Source organism: Lysobacter xanthus, from assembly GCF_047159895.1.
In genome coordinates this window covers 1-16,778 of the sequence record NZ_BAAGAB020000030.1, presented here as the reverse complement: position 1 = coordinate 16,778, position 16,778 = coordinate 1, and the positions used below count along the sequence as shown (strand labels likewise).

14 protein-coding genes are annotated in these 16,778 nt (G+C 70.0%); 8 read left to right on the top strand and 6 right to left on the bottom strand.

Annotation, left to right across the window (positions count from 1 at the left end):
- Positions 1–32: 32 nt before the first annotated feature.
- Together ACY35P_RS09040 and ACY35P_RS09035 are read right to left on the bottom strand one after the other, a co-directional pair.
- Positions 33–623: an outer membrane beta-barrel protein gene (locus ACY35P_RS09040; protein WP_462115502.1), complete on the bottom strand. Its 591-nt coding sequence runs from the start codon at positions 621–623 to the stop codon at positions 33–35.
- Positions 624–772: 149 nt separating this feature from the next.
- Positions 773–1,339, bottom strand: a complete 567-nt coding sequence (locus ACY35P_RS09035) for an outer membrane beta-barrel protein (RefSeq protein WP_462115501.1) — start codon at positions 1,337–1,339, stop codon at positions 773–775.
- A gap of 215 nt (positions 1,340–1,554) precedes the next feature.
- On the opposite strand from ACY35P_RS09035, the gene wrbA reads away from it, so the two are divergent.
- Complete coding sequence (gene wrbA / locus ACY35P_RS09030; protein WP_462115500.1) at positions 1,555–2,154, top strand: NAD(P)H:quinone oxidoreductase; 600 nt, start codon at positions 1,555–1,557, stop codon at positions 2,152–2,154.
- Positions 2,155–2,262: 108 nt separating this feature from the next.
- Here wrbA and ACY35P_RS09025 read toward each other — a convergent pair whose 3' ends face one another.
- From ACY35P_RS09025 to ACY35P_RS09010, 4 genes are all read right to left on the bottom strand, one after another.
- Positions 2,263–2,733, bottom strand: coding sequence for a DUF2269 family protein (locus ACY35P_RS09025; RefSeq protein ID WP_462115499.1), 471 nt, complete (start codon positions 2,731–2,733; stop codon positions 2,263–2,265).
- Positions 2,730–4,007: an SDR family oxidoreductase gene (locus ACY35P_RS09020; RefSeq protein ID WP_462115498.1), complete on the bottom strand. Its 1,278-nt coding sequence runs from the start codon at positions 4,005–4,007 to the stop codon at positions 2,730–2,732. The genes ACY35P_RS09025 and ACY35P_RS09020 overlap by 4 nt, the downstream gene beginning before the upstream one ends.
- A 73-nt stretch (positions 4,008–4,080) precedes the next feature.
- Entirely contained in the window at positions 4,081–4,569 is a 489-nt protein-coding gene (locus ACY35P_RS09015; protein ID WP_462115519.1) for a tRNA (cytidine(34)-2'-O)-methyltransferase, read from the bottom strand.
- A 387-nt stretch (positions 4,570–4,956) separates the two neighbouring features.
- Positions 4,957–5,661 (bottom strand): SDR family oxidoreductase, encoded by a 705-nt coding sequence (locus tag ACY35P_RS09010; RefSeq protein ID WP_462115497.1) that lies wholly within the window; start codon positions 5,659–5,661, stop codon positions 4,957–4,959.
- A gap of 160 nt (positions 5,662–5,821) precedes the next feature.
- On the opposite strand from ACY35P_RS09010, the gene ACY35P_RS09005 reads away from it, so the two are divergent.
- The 7 genes from ACY35P_RS09005 to ACY35P_RS08975 all read left to right on the top strand — a co-directional run.
- Positions 5,822–8,680 (top strand): M16 family metallopeptidase, encoded by a 2,859-nt coding sequence (locus tag ACY35P_RS09005; RefSeq protein ID WP_462115496.1) that lies wholly within the window; start codon positions 5,822–5,824, stop codon positions 8,678–8,680.
- A gap of 94 nt (positions 8,681–8,774) precedes the next feature.
- The gene (locus ACY35P_RS09000) at positions 8,775–11,642 is read left to right on the top strand and encodes a M16 family metallopeptidase (protein ID WP_462115495.1); all 2,868 of its coding nucleotides are present in this window, start codon (positions 8,775–8,777) and stop codon (positions 11,640–11,642) included.
- 69 nt (positions 11,643–11,711) lie between these two features.
- Positions 11,712–12,035, top strand: a complete 324-nt coding sequence (locus tag ACY35P_RS08995; protein ID WP_462115494.1) for a DUF4156 domain-containing protein — start codon at positions 11,712–11,714, stop codon at positions 12,033–12,035.
- Between the two features lie 115 nt (positions 12,036–12,150).
- Positions 12,151–13,167 (top strand): 3-oxoacyl-ACP synthase III, encoded by a 1,017-nt coding sequence (locus ACY35P_RS08990; RefSeq protein WP_462115493.1) that lies wholly within the window; start codon positions 12,151–12,153, stop codon positions 13,165–13,167.
- 69 nt (positions 13,168–13,236) lie between these two features.
- Positions 13,237–14,196 (top strand): alpha/beta fold hydrolase, encoded by a 960-nt coding sequence (locus ACY35P_RS08985; RefSeq protein WP_462115492.1) that lies wholly within the window; start codon positions 13,237–13,239, stop codon positions 14,194–14,196.
- A 66-nt stretch (positions 14,197–14,262) separates the two neighbouring features.
- Entirely contained in the window at positions 14,263–15,918 is a 1,656-nt protein-coding gene (gene oleC / locus ACY35P_RS08980) for an olefin beta-lactone synthetase (RefSeq protein WP_462115491.1), read from the top strand.
- Positions 15,915–16,778 (top strand): NAD-dependent epimerase/dehydratase family protein (locus ACY35P_RS08975; protein ID WP_462115490.1); only part of this gene is annotated, 864 nt, incomplete at its 3' end. The genes oleC and ACY35P_RS08975, both read left to right, overlap by 4 nt.

Genomic DNA, 16,778 nt, shown 5'->3' with positions numbered 1-16,778 from the left:
AAGCCGGGCTTTTCGTTTCACCGCGTTCGCGATCAGAAGCTCGCGCGCACGCCGACGTTGTACTGGTTGTAGCCGTCGCCGTTCTCGAGCTCGGCCACGATGCCCCACGTCGGGTTGATCTTGACCTGCGCGCCGAGCGTGCCCGACCAGTCGCCGTCGAAGTCGCCGGCGTCGTTGTAGTTGGCCTTGATCCAGCCCTCGAAGCTCGGGTTGAACGCAGCGCGGAAGCCGGCGCTGGCGCGCGCGCCCTCACCGTGGTCGGACTCGCCGAGCGCTTCGATGGACTGGCGCAGGTAGCCGATCTCGGCATTGAACTCGGCGCGGTCGCTGACCGGCATGGCCCAGCCGATGCCGACGTGCTGCTCGTCGAGGTCGATGTCGCTGCCGAAGTCGTCGTTCGTCGCGCGCGACAGGCCGCCGAAGACGTAGTAGCTGCCGCCGAACGCGTACGAGCCGCGCACGTAGCCGCCGTCGAAGTTGGTGTCGCCGCCGAAGACGGACGAGGTGTTGGCATCGAGGCGCGTGAAGCCGCCTTCGACGTAGGTGTGGCTCACGCCGTTGGCGGCGGAGGCGGCGAACGGGGCGGCGGCGAGGGCCAGCGCCAGGGCGAGGGTCTTCTTCATGGAATTCCTTTCTTTTCTTGGATGGGTCGTCCGCGCATGCTGCAGCGCAGCACGCCATTCTAGCGGCCTTTAACGAAATTTTCACCCGCCCACGAAAAAGCCCGGCCGGAGCCGGGCTTTCGGACCACCCCATGGGGGAGAGCGGTCGATCAGAACGAGATGCGCGGGCCGATGAAGAACTGCTTATCGCCGTCGGCGAACTTCACCTCACCATTGATGCCCCAGGTCGGGTTGAACTTCACCTGCGCGCCGACCTTGCCGTAGAAGTCGCCGTCGAAGTCCTGGTAGTCCTCGTAACCGGCGAAGGCATAGCCCTCGATCATCGGGGTCATCGCGCCGCGGACGCCCGCCTCGACGCTGTAGCCGTCACCGTCGAAACCCTGGCCCGCGTCGAACTTCTCGTACGCGACGCGCGTGACGAGGTCGAGCTTCGGGTTGATCTCGCGGTTGTAGCCGACGCCCAGGCGCCACTGGTCCAGGCTCGCATCGGTGTCGCTGATGTCGACCTTCGAGTAGCCGCCGAAGACGTGGAAGTTCGGAGCGATCGCGCCCGAGCCGTTGAGGGCCCAGCCGTCCGCATCGTTGTTGGTGCCGGAGTGCTGCGTGTCGACGCGCGTGTAGCCGCCCTCGACGTAGTTGTAGGACACGCCCTCGGCCGCGGACGCGGCGAACGGCAGGGCGGCGAGCAGGGTGAGGGCAAGCAGGGTGCGCTTCATGAGGAGTGCCTCTAGTTATTGGTCTTGTGGCCGGCCCGCGAAGCGACCGGTGGGCGAAGTATCCAAACCTGAACCCAACGGTTCCTTAATCCTGAACGCCTCAGTTCAGGAACTCTGCAGGCGGGTCGGGGTCGGCGGCGCGCCGGAAGTGCCGCTTGGACATCGCGCTGACGGCCGCACGCGTGCAATCGCTGCCCCGCGGACGGAGAACGGCGATGGCGAAGGTGCTGGTCCTCTACTACTCGGCCTACGGCCATATCGAGCAGATGGCGAACGCCATGGCCGAAGGCGCGCGCGAGGCCGGTGCGCAGGTCGACGTCCGCCGCGTGCCCGAGCTCGTGCCCGAGGAGGTCGCGCGCAAGTCGCATTACAAGCTCGACCAGCCGGCGGCGATCGCGACGGTCGACGAGTTGCCCAACTACGACGCGATCGTGGTCGGTGTCGGCACGCGCTTCGGCCGCATGGCCTCGCAGATGGCGAACTTCCTCGACCAGTGCGGCGGCCTCTGGGCCCGCGGCGCGCTCAACGGCAAGGTCGGCAGCGCCTTCACGTGCACCGCGACGCAGCACGGCGGGCAGGAGACCACGCTGATGGCGATCCACACCAACCTGCTGCACTTCGGCATGGTGCTGACCGGCCTGCCGTACAGCTTCGAGGGGCAGATGCGGCTCGACGAGATCACGGGCGGCGCGCCCTACGGTGCGACCACCATCGCCGGTGGCGACGGCTCCCGTCAGCCCAGCGCGAACGAGCTCGACGGCGCGCGATTCCAGGGGCGGCTGGTGGCCGAGCTGGCGACGAAGCTCCACGGCTGACGTCGCCCCGCAGCCGCCGGGCGGGTCATGCGATGCGCGCCCGGCGGACGGGTGAGGCTTGTGGTTGGAGGCTCGATCCTCAGCCGGCCGCTGCTTACCCGCGGCGCGTCAAACCGTCGGCTTCGCGACCATCAGCCAGAAGATCGCGAGGAATGCCGCGAGCGCCGGCACGCCGAGCGCGATCCACAGGCGGAATACGCGCCAGTAGGCGGGCGGCAGCGGCGTGCCGGCATCCAGCGCGGTTCGCGCGAGGTCGCGCAGCCGCATCTGCAGCCACACGACCGGCAGCCAGCAGGCGAGCGCGAGCGCATACAGGCGGATGGACCATTTCAGCCAGCCCACGTGCAGCGGCAGGCCGAGCCGGTGCGCGAGCCAGGCGCCGGTGAGCGGCTGCAGGACGGCCGTCGTCGCGGTGAACAGCCAGTCACCGATCACGACCCATCGGGTCACCGCGGCGACGACGCGCACGTCGCGGCCCAGCGTCGTCACCAGCAGGTAAAACGCGGTGCCCACGCCGGTGCCGAACAGCACCGTCGCCGACAGCACATGCAGCGTCTTGACCAGCAGATAGTCGTTCACGGTCGGTCGAGGGCGTGGAGGAGGATGAGCGCGGCGAGGACCGGCACGTTCTTCAGCACGGGCCCGAACGGATGCAGCCAGAACGCCGGCAATGCGACCGTGATGATCGCGGTGTAGCCGAGGATCAGCGCGATCGCCCCGAGGTAGGCGAGGCGTCGGCTGTGCGGCCACAGCATCGCGAAGCCGAGCAGGAGGTCGAGCGCCGCGCCAGAGTAGAGCGCGAACATCGCGGCCGGTCCGTGCAGGCCAGCGTCATGAAGCAGGGCGAGGCTGCCCGCGACCGGATACAGCCCGAACGAAAGCAACGCGGTGACCACGAACACGAGGGCGAGCGAGAACCGCAGCAGCGGCAGTGCGTAGCGTAGCTGCGCGTCGCGACGCAGCGATCCGCGCGCGGCCGTGAGCACGAACGCGTCGACGGATCGCGGTGCGCGACCGATCAATGCGGCCAGCGCATCGGGCGGCGCGCAGTTGCCACGCTCGAGCATCGCGATCGTCTCCGCATCCACGAGCGAGCCGGGCAGGTGCGCCATCACGCGCGCCGACGCCCGAACCACCGGCATCGGCACCGGCAGCACGCGCAGCCGGCCGAGCCCGAGGCCGCGACGCAGCGCGTCGAGGTAGTCGCGCAACCGCTGGCACGTGGGCCCAGCGGCTTCGACCCGCGCTGGCGGCGACCGATGCTCGAGCGCGGCGACGATCGCGTCGACGACATCATCGAGATGCACGGGCGCCACGGCCTGCACGCCACCGCCCGGGAGCGGGACGATCGGCAGGGCGGCCAGGGCGAGGAACAGCCCGGCGCTCGTCCCCTGCGGCGCGAAGACGAGCGACGGCTGGATCACCGTCCCCTGCAACGGAAGCGCGAGCAGGTGTCGATCGGCCGCGCGCTTGCCGAGGTGGTAGGCGCTCGACGCCTCGTCGTCCGCGCCCAGTGCGGACACCTGCACGACGCGTGCAACGCGCGCCTCGACGCAGGCGTCGAACAGCGCGCGCGGCGTCGCTTCGTGCAAGGCGGCGAACGTCTGTCCGCGCGATTCCCGCAGCAGGCCGACCGCGTTGACGACCGCATCGATGCCGGCGAGCCGCGAGGTCCATGCGGACGCTTCCGTGTCACGCGCGAAGTCGACCGCCACCGGATCCAGCGCCGGCCAGCGCCGCCGCGCGGCCGCGACGTCGCGCACTGCGGGCACCGGCACGTGGCCGCGCGCGAGCAGCGCGTCGACCACCGCACTTCCGATGAAACCCGTCGCACCGGTGACCAGGACGCGCATGTCCGCTCCGTCGCCGGCGCATCCGGCGCGGCGACAGCGTAAGGCGTCCGCACACGCCCGATGTGCAGGCGGCTCAGCCGCCGCCCGCGTAGCCCTGCTGCCGCCAGGCCTCGAACACCGTCACCGCCACCGCATTGGAGAGGTTGAGCGACCGCACGCCGGGGCGCATCGGCAACCGCAGGCGTTGGGCCGCGGGCAGCGCGTCGAGCACGTCGTCCGGCAGCCCGCGCGTCTCCGGCCCGAACAGGAAGGCATCGCCGTCGCGGTAGTCGGGGGCATCGAAGCGCACCGTCCCCCGCGTGCTGAAGGCGAACACCCGCAGCGTGTCGCCGTGCATGTCGCGCAGGCGCGCGAGCGCGGCATCGAGATCGCGGTGCACCTTCACCGTCGCGTACTCGTGGTAATCGAGCCCCGCACGCTTGAGTTGCCGGTTGTCCATGTCGAAACCCAGCGGCTCGACCAAGTGCAACCGCGCGCCCGTGTTCGCGCACAGGCGGATCACGTTGCCGGTATTCGGTGGTATTTCGGGCTGGTAGAGGATCACGTCGAACATGGCGTGCATCGGGCGGGGTCGCGTCATTGTCGGCGCAGTGGCGATCGACGGGCAAAGTTTCCTGGCGAACCGACTACCCGCCGCCAATGAGCTGGCGTTGATCGTCGATGCGGGACTCGAGCGCTCTCCGGCCCGGAGGGCGGCGCACATGGATGTGCGCCGCATGCACCCGAGGCAGGAGCCGAGTGTGCATGCCGTTAACAACGCTGCAGGCGCGAGCGTTGCTCCACCTCGGGGAAGGCCTTTCTTTTGGTTATCTTTTCTTTGCGCCTCTGCAAAGAAAAGTAACTCGGGCGCGCAGCGCACGAAACGCTCTTAAAGGCTTCGCGATGCGCGATGCGCGATCCGCGCTTAAGCGCAGCCGCCCTGTGCGAGGCAGGCAGGCACGACGCCCCGTTACCACGGCAACACGTTCCCCTCGAAGTCGAAAAACCCACCCGACCGCGAACCATCCACCCCATCGATCACCCGCAACAACCCCCTCACCGAATCCTCCGGGGTCACCGGCGCCTGCGCTCCGCCCATCTCCGTCTGCACCCAGCCGGGGTGCAACGACACCACCGCGATTCCGCGCTCGGCGAGCGCCGCCGCGAGCAGCCGCGTGACCATGTTGAGCGCGGCCTTGCTGATGCAGTACGTCGGCGTGCCGAAGCGTTGCGCGTTCGCGATAGACCCGAGCTGCGACGTCATGTTGGCGACCTTTGCGCCGTCCGCGAGCAGCGGCGCCACCGCCTGGGTCAGGATGAACGGCCCCATCGCGTTGGTGCGGAAGCTGTCCTCGAGGTTCGCCGCGGGTACGCGCCCGAAGCGCTCGCCGGAGTGCAGCAGGCCCGCGTTGTTGATCAGCAGGTGCAGGCGCTCGTCGCCCAACACGAGCGGTAACTCGCGTGCGATCTCGGCCTCCGCCTTCGGGTCCATCACGTCGAGCGGCAGCACGTGCAGGCGGCCCGGATGCTCGCCGACGAGCCGGTTGAGATCGTGGGCCTTGCCCGGGTTGCGGGCGGTCGCCACCACGTGGTCGCCGCGGGCGAGCAGCTGCCGGACGTATTCGAGGCCGATCCCGCGGTTGGCGCCGGTGACCAGGACGTTTCGACGGGACATGGCGGGGTTCCGGAGGCGATGAAGCCTTCAGTCTAGGCCCGGCTCCCCGCCCCGGCGCGAAGGCGACCGGGACTTGTGGCCTACGGGCCCCGGCCCGGGGTCGGCTAGCATCGGCCGGCTGACCGGCGGGAGGCCGGTCCTTTTCCTGGGGAATCACCTGATGAAGCTCGCCACCACCCGTCGTCCGCGCGCCGCCGTGCTCGCCTTCGCCCTCGCGGCCGCCCTTGGCGGCGTCGCCGCGCCCGTGCTCGCCGCGCCCGCCGCCGGCACGTCGGTCGACATCCCGTACGAGTCGTTCACCCTGCCCAACGGCCTGCGCGTGCTCGTGCACACCGACCGCAAGGCGCCGATCGTCGCGGTCAACGTCTGGTACCACGTCGGCGCCAAGGACGAGCCCGCCGGCCGCACCGGCTTCGCGCACCTGTTCGAGCACCTGATGTTCCAGGCCAGCGAGAACCATCCCGGCGAGTACTTCGAGCCCTTCAAGCAGGTCGGCGTCACCGGCCAGAACGGCACCACCAACACGGACCGCACGAACTACTTCGAGAACGTGCCCACCACCGCGCTCGACACCGCGCTGTGGATGGAATCGGACCGCATGGGCCACCTCGTCGGTGCGATCGACCAGAAGGCGCTCGACGAGCAGCGCGGCGTCGTGCAGAACGAGAAGCGCCAGGGCGAGAACCAGCCCTACGGCCAGGTCTGGGACGTGCTGACGACCACGCTGTATCCGAAGTCGCATCCGTACCACCACGGCGTGATCGGCTCGATGAACGATCTCAACGCCGCGTCGCTCGACGACGTGAAGCAGTGGTTCCGCACCTGGTACGGCCCGAACAATGCCGTGCTCGTGCTCGCCGGCGACATCGACGTCGCCACCGCGAAGGAGAAGGTCGCCAAGTACTTCGGCCATATCCCGGCGAGCCCGACGATGGCGCAGCCGAAGGTCGACGTCGCCAAGCGCACGGACGACACGCGCTCCACGCTCACCGACAAGGTGCCGCAGTCGCGCGTCTATCGCGTCTGGAACGTGCCGCAATACGGCAGCGCCGAGCTCGACCACCTGAAGCTGCTCGCCAACGTGCTCGGCGGCGGTCGCTCCTCGCGCCTCGACACGCGCCTGGTGCACCAAGACAAGCTGGTCGACAACATCAGCGCCTTCGTGTCGGAGTCGCAGCTCGGCTCGAACTTCGGCATCGTCGCGACGGTGAAGCAGGGCGTCGACCCGGCGAAGGTCGAGGCGATCGTCGAGGAAGAACTCACGCGCCTGATCAACGAAGGCCCGACCGCGGCCGAGCTCGAGCGCACCCGCACCGTCGTGCGCGCCGGCTTCATCCGCGGCATCGAGCGCATCGGCGGCTTCGGCGGCAAGGCCGACGCGCTCGCCGAGTGCGCCGTCTACACCGGCGACCCGGGCTGCTTCCGCGAGTCGCTCGCCACCCTGTCGACGGCTACCGCCGCGCAGGTGCAGGCCGCCGGTCGCAACTGGCTCGACACCGGCAGCCACACGCTGGTCGTGGTGCCGGGCGCGCGCGTCGCACTGCCGGAAGAGCCGGCGGTCACGCCGTCGCCGTCCGTGCTGCCCAAGCCCGATCCGAAGTACACGACCACCGCCCCGGGCGTGGACCGCAGCACCGGCGTGCCGCTGCCGAAGTCCTTCCCGGAACTCAAGTTTCCCGCGCTGCAGCGCGCGAAGCTGAAGAACGGCACGACCGTCGTGCTCGCCGAGCGCCACGACATCCCGGTCGTGCAGATGAGCTACGAGTTCAAGGGCGGCTACGCGACCGACGCCGGCCGCAAGCCGGGCACCGCGAACTTCACCATGGGCATGCTCGACGAGGGGGCGGGCGACCGCAGCGCGCTCGAGTTCGGCGCCGAAGCCGAGCGCCTCGGCGCGATCCTCGGTGCGTCCGCCACGCTCGACGGCAGCAGCGCGTTCCTGTCGGCGCTGAAGGAGAACCTGGACCCGTCGCTGTCGCTGTATGGCGACATGCTGCGTCGTCCGCGCTTCGAGCCGTCCGAGATCGATCGCGTCAAGGCGACCTGGGTCGCGGGCATCAAGCAGGAGAAGGTGAACCCGGGTTCGGTCGCGCTCCGCGTGCTGCCGCCGCTGCTCTACGGCGCGGCGCATCCGTACGCGGCGCCGATGACCGGCACCGGCACCGAGGTGTCGGTGGCGTCGATCAACCGCGGCGACCTCGAGCGCTTCCAGCGTGACTGGATCCGCCCGGAGAACGCGACGCTGATCGTCGTGGGCGACACCACGCTCGCCGAGATCGTGCCGATGCTCGAGCGCCACTTCGGCGACTGGACCGGCCAGGGCCCGGCGCCCAAGCCGGTCGTGCCGGCGAAGGTCGCCAAGCCGTCGAAGTCGCGCGTCTACCTGATCGACCAGCCGGGCGCCGTGCAGGCGAACCTGTTCGTCGGCCAGCTGGTGCCGCCGACCACCGACCCGAACGCGATCAAGCTCGAATTCGCCAACGACGTCTTCGGCGGCGACTTCACCTCGCGCCTGAACATGAACCTGCGCGAGGACAAGCACTGGTCGTACGGCGCGCGCAGCCAGGTGGTCGGTGCGCTCGGCCCGCGACCGTGGCTCGCCATCGCCCCCGTGCAGATCGACAAGACCGCGCCGGCGCTCGCCGAGATGAAGCGCGAGATCGCCGAGTACGCGAGCGGCACGCGCGCCCCGGCGCAGGCCGAGGTCGACCGTATCCGCAACATCCAGACGCTCAGCCTGCCGGGCGCGTACGAAACCGCGTCGTCGGTGCTCAGCACCATCGGCGGCATCGTGCGTTACGGCCGTCCGGACGACTACGTCATGCGCCGCAAGGCCGAGATCATGTCGATGACGCCAGCGCAGGTGAAGGCCGCCGCGGCGACGCTCGATCCGAACGCGCTCACGTGGGTGGTGGTCGGCGACCTCAAGCAGACCGAGGCGCCGGTGCGCGCGCTGAACCTCGGTGAGGTCACCGTGATCGACGCCGACGGCACGCCGCAGGCCGCCGCGAAGAAGTAAGCCCCACGCGCCCGGACGCACGTCGTCCGGGCGCGGTTCCATTGCTGCGCCGCGGTCGTCCGACCGCGGTCATCCCGCTCCAACGGAGTTCTCCATGTCGCTCGCCCACGCACCCCGCATCGCCACGCTCGCGCTCGCCCTGGGCGTCGCCCTCGGCGGCGTCGCCGCGCCCGCCGTCGCCGCCCCGAAGGCCGACGCGGCCGCCGCCGGCGTCTCGATCCCGTACGAGGAATTCACGCTGCCGAACGGCCTGCGCGTGATCGTGCACACCGACCGCAAGGCGCCGATCGTCGCGATCAACCTCTGGTACCACGTGGGCAGCAAGAACGAATCGCCCGGCCGCACGGGCTTCGCGCACCTGTTCGAGCACCTGATGTTCAACGGCTCGGAGAACCATCGCGACGAGTTCTTCGGCCCGTTCGAGATGGTCGGCGCCACCGACCAGAACGGCACCACCAATTCCGACCGCACGAACTACTTCGAGAACGTGCCCACCACCGCGCTCGACACGGCGTTGTGGATGGAATCCGACCGCATGGGCCACCTGCTCGGCGCGATCGACCAGAAGACGCTCGACGAGCAGCGCGGCGTGGTGCAGAACGAGAAGCGGCAGGGCGAGAACCAGCCCTACGGCCGCCGCATCATCAGCAAGCTGATGGAAGCGATCTATCCGGAAGGCCATCCGTACAGCTGGTCGACCATCGGCTCGATGGCCGACCTCAACGCGGCCACGCTCGACGACGTCAAGACGTGGTTCAAGAGCTGGTACGGCCCGAACAATGCCGTGCTGGTGCTCGCCGGCGACATCGACGTCGCCACCGCGAAGCAGAAGGTCACCCGGTACTTCGGCGACATCCCGGCGACCGCGACGCTGCCGGACATGAAGACCAACATCCCCAAGCGCACGAAGGACACCCGCGAGACGGTGCCGGACCGCGTGCCGCAGGTGCGCATCCTGCGCGGCTGGCCGGTTGCCGAAGCGGGCACCCGCGACGCCACACTGCTGAGCCTGTTCGGCCACATCTTCGGCGGCAGCGCCACGTCGCGCCTCGATACGCGTCTGGCCTACGCCGACAAGCTGGTGGACAACGTGGGTGCGGGCCTGTGGCAGCAGGAAATCTCCGGCACCTTTACGCTGCAGGCGGACGTCAAGCAGGGCGTCGAACCCGCGAAGGTCGAGGCCGTCATCGACGAGGAGCTCAAGCGCCTGATCAACGAAGGCCCGACGGTCGCCGAACTCGAACAGGCCAAGACGTCGCTGCGCGCCGACTTCGTGCGCGGCATCGAGCGCATCGGTGGGTTCGGCGGCAAGTCGGACGCGCTCGCCGAGTGCGCGGTCTTCACCGGCAAGCCCGATTGCTACAAGGACGACTTGGCCATCCTGGCCGCCGCGACCCCGGCGCAGATTCGCGAGATCGGCCGCAAGTGGCTCGGCACCGGCTCGCACACGCTGCTGGTGCAGCCGAGCGAGACCCCGGCCTCGTCGATCCCCGAGCGCGTGGTCGCCGCACCCGCGAAGGCGCCGGCGCCGCTGCCCAAGGCGGATCCGAAGTTCCGCACCGTCAAGACCGACCTCGACCGCTCGACCGGCGTGCCGATGCCGAAGTCGTTCCCCGAGCTCAAGTTCCCGACGCCGCAGCTGGCGACGCTGTCCAACGGCATGACCGTCGCGCTCGTCGAGCGCCACGAAGTGCCGGTGGTGCAGATGTCGATGGAATTCCCGGGCGGCTACAGCGCCGACCTCGGCAAGAAGCTCGGCACCGCCAGCTTCGCGATGGGCATGCTCGACGAGGGCGCCGGCGACCTGGGTGCGCTGCAGCTCAAGGCGCGCAGCGAGGCACTGGGCGCCGAGATCGGCGCCAGCGCCGGCCTCGACCAGGCGACGATCGGCCTGTCGGCGCTGAAGGACAAGCTGCCCGAGTCGCTGGATCTGTACGCCGACGTCGTCCGCCGTCCGCGCTTCGACGCGGCCGAGATGGAGCGCGTTCGCGCGCAGTGGCTCGCCGGCATCAAGCAGGAGAAGGCACGTCCGCAGACCGCCGCGCTGCGCGTGCTGCCGCCGCTGCTGTACGGCGCGGGCCATCCCTATGCGATCCCGTTCACCGGAACCGGCACCGAAGACTCGATCAAGTCGCTCACGCGCGACGACCTCGTCGCCTTCCACCGCAACTGGCTGCAGCCCTCCAGCGCGCGCATCGTGATCGTGGGCGACACCACGCTCGCGCAGATCGTGCCGGAACTCGAGAAGCGCTTCGGCAACTGGACGACGCCGGCCGACGCGCCGAAGCTGCCCGCCGTCGCGACGGTGGACCGCCCGAAGGCCGGTCGCGTGTACCTCGTGAACCAGCCGGGTGCGATCCAGAGCAACGTGTACGTCGCGCAGCTCGTTGCACCGACGTCCGATCCGGCCACGATCGACTTCGACTTCGCCAACGGTGTGCTGGGCGGCGAGTTCTCCTCGCGCCTCAACATGAACCTGCGCGAGGACAAGCACTGGGCCTACGGCTCGTACAGCGGCGCGAGCAACACGCTCGGCCAGCGTCCGTGGATCGCGTCCGCGGCAGTGCAGAGCGACAAGACCGTCGAGTCGATCAAGGAGCTGCGCCGCGAGGTCGCGGAGTTCGCGAGCGGCACGAAGGCGCCCACGCAGCAGGAGGTCGACAAGATCCGCGCGACCAACACGCTGAGCCTGCCGGGTGCGTACGAGACGGGCTCGGCCGTACTGTCGCAGGTGGCGTCGAACCTGCGCTACGGCCGACCGATGGACTACATCGTGCAATTTGCAGAGCGCAACCGCGCGATGACCCCCGCGATCGTCACCGAGGCCGCCAAGCGCATCGATCCGAACGCGCTGACGTGGGTGGTGGTCGGCGACCTGCCGAAGATCGAGGCGGGCGTTCGCGCGCTCGGCCTCGGCGAGGTGCAGGTGGTCGATGCGGACGGCAAGCCCGCCGGCAAGTAAGCCGACGGGTCTGTGCGGTTCAGACGCGCGGGGCGACAATCCCCGCGCGTCTTTTTTTGGAGAAGCGGAATGGTCGATTCACGGCGTGTCGTTGCGGTGGGTCTCGCGCTCGCACTCGGCGGATGCACCTGGGTGCCCATGGAGAAGGGCGCCGACGCGGTCCGCGTGCTCGCGATGGGTGCGGCTACCCCGAGCTGCACGAAGCTCGGCGAGATCGAGGGGGACGTGGTCGACAAGGTCGCGCTCTACGAACGCAATGCCCTGCGCGTGCAGGAAGAGCTGGAGACGATGGCCCGCAACGAGGCGGTAGGCCTCGGCGCGAACACCGTCCAGCCGCTCGAGGCGCCGCGGGACGGGCGCCAGCGCTACACCGCCCTGCGCTGCCCGCGCTGAGCCCGGTGCCTGAACCCGCGGCCTGAACGGCTGCATGCGGCCCCGTACGGAAGCGTGCGCGTTAGTGCCGCCGGCGTTAAGCTAGCGTGTTCCCGTCCGTCCACGAGTCGCGCCCATGCTGTTCCAACACGTCGCCATCGCCGGCCTCGCGCACATCGATGCGCCGCGCCGCCTCACGACGGACGAGATCAACGCGCGGCTGCAGCCGACGCTCGACCGCCTCGGCATCAAGACCGACGTCATCAAGGACATCGCCGGCGTCGAAGCCCGTCGCCTGTGGGACGGCCCCATGCTCGCGTCGGACGCCGCCACGCTCGCCGCGGTGAAGGCGCTGGCCGATGCCGGCGTCGAGCCCGCGCGCATGGGCCTGCTGGTCAACACCTCCGTCAGCCGCGACTACCTGGAGCCGTCGACCGCGTCGATCGTCTCCGGCAACCTCGGCCTGCCCGACACCTGCCAGAACTTCGACGTCGCCAACGCCTGCCTCGCCTTCATCAACGGCATGGACATCGCCGCGCGCATGATCGAGCGCGGCGAGATCGACTACGCGCTGGTGGTCGACGGCGAGACGGCCGACCTCGCCTACGAGAAGACGATCGAACGCCTCACGCATGCCGACGTCACCGAGGAAGCGTTCCGCAACGAGCTGGCGACGCTGACGCTGGGCTCCGGCGCGGCGGCGATGGTGATGGCGCGCGCCGAGCTCGCGCCGGGCGCCCCGCGCTACCGCGGCGGCGTCACGCGCGCCGCCACCGAGTGGAACAAGCTCTGCCGCGGCAACCTCGACGGCATGGTCACCGACACCCGTCAGCTGCTGATCGAAGGCGTGAAGCTCGCGCAGAAGACCTTCATCGTCGCGCGCCAGAAGCTCGGCTGGGTCGCCGAGGAACTCGACGAATTCGTCGTGCACCAGGTCAGCAAGGTGCACACCGCCGCGTTCACCAAGGCGATGGGCATCGATCCGAAGAAGGTGCTGACCATCTTCGGCGAGCACGGCAACATCGGCCCCGCCTCGGTGCCGATCGTGCTGAGCAAGCTGCGCGAGATGGGCCGCTTGAAGAAGGGCTCGCGCGTCGCGCTGCTCGGCATCGGCTCGGGGCTCAACTGTTCGATGGCCGAAGTCGTCTGGTAAGCGCCGCCTGCGTGTCACCCGTGTTCCCCGCGGCCGCCTCGTGCGGCCGCGTGCACTGAAGGCCCCCGCATGAGCGCCATCGATCCCGCGACATTGCCCGACTACCCCTTCGCGCCGCAGCGGCTCGAAGTGCGCCCGGGCATCTCGATGTCCTACCTCGACGAAGGCCCGCGCGACGGCGAGGTGGTGGTGATGCTGCACGGCAATCCGTCGTGGAGCTACTACTGGCGCCACCTCGTGCTGGGCCTGCGCGACCGCTATCGCTGCATCGTGCCTGACCATGTCGGCATGGGCCTGTCGGACAAGCCCGACGACGGCGGCGGCATCCGCCCGCCGCGCACGCCGTCGACCGCGGCGGGCAGCTACGACTACACGCTGCAGTCGCGCGTGGACGACCTCGCCACGCTGCTCCGCCACCTCGTCATCGACGGCCCGGTGACGCTCGCCGTGCACGACTGGGGCGGCATGGTCGGCTTCGGCTGGGCGATCGCGCACATGCCGCAGGTGGTGCGTCTGGTGATCCTCAACACCGCGGCGTTCCCGCTGCCGAGCGCGAAGCCGATGCCGTGGCGGCTCTCGCTGGGCCGAGATTCGACGCCCGGTGCCTGGGCGATCCGGCGCTTCAACCTGTTCGCCCGCGGCGCCTCGCGCCTGGGCGTCTCGCGGCCGATGCCGCGCCCGGTGCGCGACGCGTACGACGCCCCGTACCACGGCTGGACCAACGCGATCTCCACGATCCGCTTCATGCAGGACATTCCGCTGCACGCGGGCGATCGTGCCTGGCCGCTGCTTGCGGACGTCGGTGCGCGCCTGCCCGAGTTCGCCGATCGACCCGCCTTCATCGGCTGGGGCCTGCGCGATTTCGTCTTCGACCGCCATTTCCTCGACGGCTTCCGTCGCGCGCTCCCGAACGCCGAGGTGCATGCGTTCGAGGATGCGAACCACTACGTGCTGGAAGACAAGCACGAGGTGCTGGTGCCGGCGATCCGCGCCTTCCTCGACGGGCATCCGGTCCCCGCAGGCCGCTGAGGCCACGATGTCGGGCTCGCCTGCGTCGCGAATGCGTCCGCACGCGCCAGCGGCGACAATGCGCGCATGACCGAGGCCTGCAACATCGCCGCCGCATTGCCACGCCTCGCCCGCGAGCGCGCGGGACAGGTGGCGATGCGGTGTCCCGGCACGCGCGGGCCAGACGGGCTCGCGCGTTACGACATCGAGCTGACCTACGGACAACTCGACGCGCGCAGCGACGCGATCGCGGCCGGCCTAGCGAAACGCGGCGTCGCGCGGGGCACCCGCACCGTGGTGATGGTGCGGCCGTCGCCCGAGTTCTTCCTGCTGATGTTCGCCCTGTTCAAGGCCGGCGCCGTACCCGTGCTGGTCGACCCCGGCATCGATCGACGCGCGCTGCGGCAATGCCTCGACGAGGCCGATGCCGAGGCCTTCATCGGCATCCCGCTCGCGCACGTGGCGCGACGCCTGCTCGGCTGGTCGAGGCGCGCGCGGTTGCGCATCACGACGGGTCGACGTGCGGTCCTCGCCGACGACACGCTGGCGCGCGTCGAAGCGGCCGGTGCCGGCGCCGGCGCGCAGCTCGCCGACACGCAGCCCGACGACATTGCCGCCATCCTGTTCACCAGCGGCTCCACCGGCGTGCCGAAGGGCGTCGTCTATCGCCACCGCCACTTCGTCGCGCAGGCCGCGATGCTGCGCGACGCGCTCGGCATCCGCGAAGGCGAGGTCGACTTCCCGACGTTTCCGCCGTTCGCGCTGTTCGGCCCGGCGCTCGGATTGACGTCGATCATTCCCGACATGGACGCGACGCGGCCGGCGAAGGCCGATCCGCGGCGCCTGCACGCGGCGATCGAGCGCTTCGGCGTGCAGCAGCTGTTCGGCTCGCCGGCGCTCATGCGTGTGCTCGCCGAGTCCGGCGCGCCGCTGCCGACGCTGCGCCGCGTCACGTCCGCCGGCGCGCCGGTCCCGGCCGACGTGGTCGCGCGGATGCGCGAACTGCTGCCGGACGAGGCGGGCTTCTACACGCCGTACGGGGCGACCGAGTGCCTGCCGGTCGCCGTGATCGAGAGCCGCGAACTGCAGGCCACGCGCGCCGCCACCGAGGCCGGGCAGGGCACGTGCGTCGGGCGTGCCGTCGCACCGAACGAGGTGCGGCTGATCCGCATCGACGATGCGCCGATCGAGGCGTGGTCCGACGACCTGCTCGTCGCGGCTGGGCAGGTTGGCGAGATCACCGTCGCCGGGCCGACGGCGACCGACACCTATTTCCGGCGCGACTCAGCGACGCGAAGCGCGAAGATCCGCGAGTCGCTCGCCGGCGGCGGCATGCGCATCGTGCATCGCATGGGCGACGTGGGCTGGTTCGATGCCGACGGTCGCCTCTGGTTCTGCGGGCGCAAGACGCAGCGTGTGGAAACGGCCGCGGGGCCCCTCTACACCGAGCAGGTCGAGCCGGTGTTCAACAGGCATCCGGACGTGCGCCGCAGCGCGTTGGTGGGCCTCGGTGCGACGGGGGCGCAGAGGCCGGTCCTCTGCGTGGAACTGGAGGCCCGCGTCGAGGCATCGCAGTGGCCGCGCATCGAGCGCGAACTGCGCGACATCGCGCAGGGCCACGTGCACCTCGCCGGCATCGCGACCTTCCTGCGTCATCCGTCTTTCCCGGTGGACATCCGCCACAACGCGAAGATCGGCCGCGAGACACTCGCGCACTGGGCCGCGAGCAAGGTCGCGTCATGAAGATCCTGGTGACCGGCGGCGGCGGTTTCCTCGGGCAGGCGCTGTGTCGCGGACTGCGCGCGCGCGGGCACGAGGTGGTCAGCTTCAATCGCGGGCATTACGCCGAACTCGAGGCCATCGGCGTCCAGCAGCGGCGTGGCGACCTCGCGCAGCGCGATGCCGTGCTCGACGCCGCGCGCGGCTGCGACGCCGTCTTCCACAACGCCGCGAAGGCCGGCGCGTGGAGCCGCGACCCGCGCGAGTTCCACGATGCGAACGTCGTGGGTACGCAACATGTCCTCGACGCCTGCCGTGAGCACGGCATCGGACGCCTCGTCTATACGTCGACCCCGAGCGTCACCCACCGCGCGACGCATCCCGTTGCCGGCCTCGGTGCGGACGAGGTGCCCTATGGCGACGACCTCAAGTCGCCGTACGCGCAGACCAAGAAGATCGCCGAGCAGCGCGTGCTGGCAGCCAACGGCGCGTCGCTCGCGGTAGTCGCGCTGCGGCCGCGGCTCATCTGGGGTCCCGGTGACAACCAGCTGCTGCCGCGCATCGTCGAGCGCGCGCGTGCCGGCCGCCTCAAGCTCGTCGGCGACGGCAGCAACGTCGTCGACACGACCTACATCGACAACGCGGCGGACGCGCACTTCGCCGCGTTCGAGCATCTCGCCCCGGGGACCGCCTGTGCAGGTCGCGCCTACTTCGTCAGCAACGGCGAGCCGCGATCGATGCGCGACACGCTCGCTGCGCTGCTGGACGCCGCCGGCGCGCCGCCGCCGTCCGGCTCCATTCCCTTCGGCGCCGCGTATGCGATCGGCGAAGTGGGCCCGCGCCATCCGTTGCAGGTCGACATCGGCCGGCAGATCGCGACGGTC

Bases quoted from the DNA above. Each gene is read 5' to 3' on its own strand.
- ACY35P_RS08990 (WP_462115493.1), top strand. From the start codon at position 12,151: ATGCTGTTCCAACACGTCGCCATCGCCGGCCTCGCGCACATCGATGCG.
- ACY35P_RS09040 (WP_462115502.1), bottom strand. From the start codon at position 623: ATGAAGAAGACCCTCGCCCTGGCGCTGGCCCTCGCCGCCGCCCCGTTC.
- ACY35P_RS09035 (WP_462115501.1), bottom strand. From the start codon at position 1,339: ATGAAGCGCACCCTGCTTGCCCTCACCCTGCTCGCCGCCCTGCCGTTC.
- ACY35P_RS09015 (WP_462115519.1), bottom strand. From the start codon at position 4,569: ATGCACGCCATGTTCGACGTGATCCTCTACCAGCCCGAAATACCACCG.
- ACY35P_RS09000 (WP_462115495.1), top strand. From the start codon at position 8,775: ATGTCGCTCGCCCACGCACCCCGCATCGCCACGCTCGCGCTCGCCCTG.
- oleC (WP_462115491.1), top strand. From the start codon at position 14,263: ATGACCGAGGCCTGCAACATCGCCGCCGCATTGCCACGCCTCGCCCGC.
- ACY35P_RS09010 (WP_462115497.1), bottom strand. From the start codon at position 5,661: ATGTCCCGTCGAAACGTCCTGGTCACCGGCGCCAACCGCGGGATCGGC.
- ACY35P_RS09020 (WP_462115498.1), bottom strand. From the start codon at position 4,007: ATGCGCGTCCTGGTCACCGGTGCGACGGGTTTCATCGGAAGTGCGGTG.
- ACY35P_RS09005 (WP_462115496.1), top strand. From the start codon at position 5,822: ATGAAGCTCGCCACCACCCGTCGTCCGCGCGCCGCCGTGCTCGCCTTC.
- ACY35P_RS08985 (WP_462115492.1), top strand. From the start codon at position 13,237: ATGAGCGCCATCGATCCCGCGACATTGCCCGACTACCCCTTCGCGCCG.
- ACY35P_RS08995 (WP_462115494.1), top strand. From the start codon at position 11,712: ATGGTCGATTCACGGCGTGTCGTTGCGGTGGGTCTCGCGCTCGCACTC.
- wrbA (WP_462115500.1), top strand. From the start codon at position 1,555: ATGGCGAAGGTGCTGGTCCTCTACTACTCGGCCTACGGCCATATCGAG.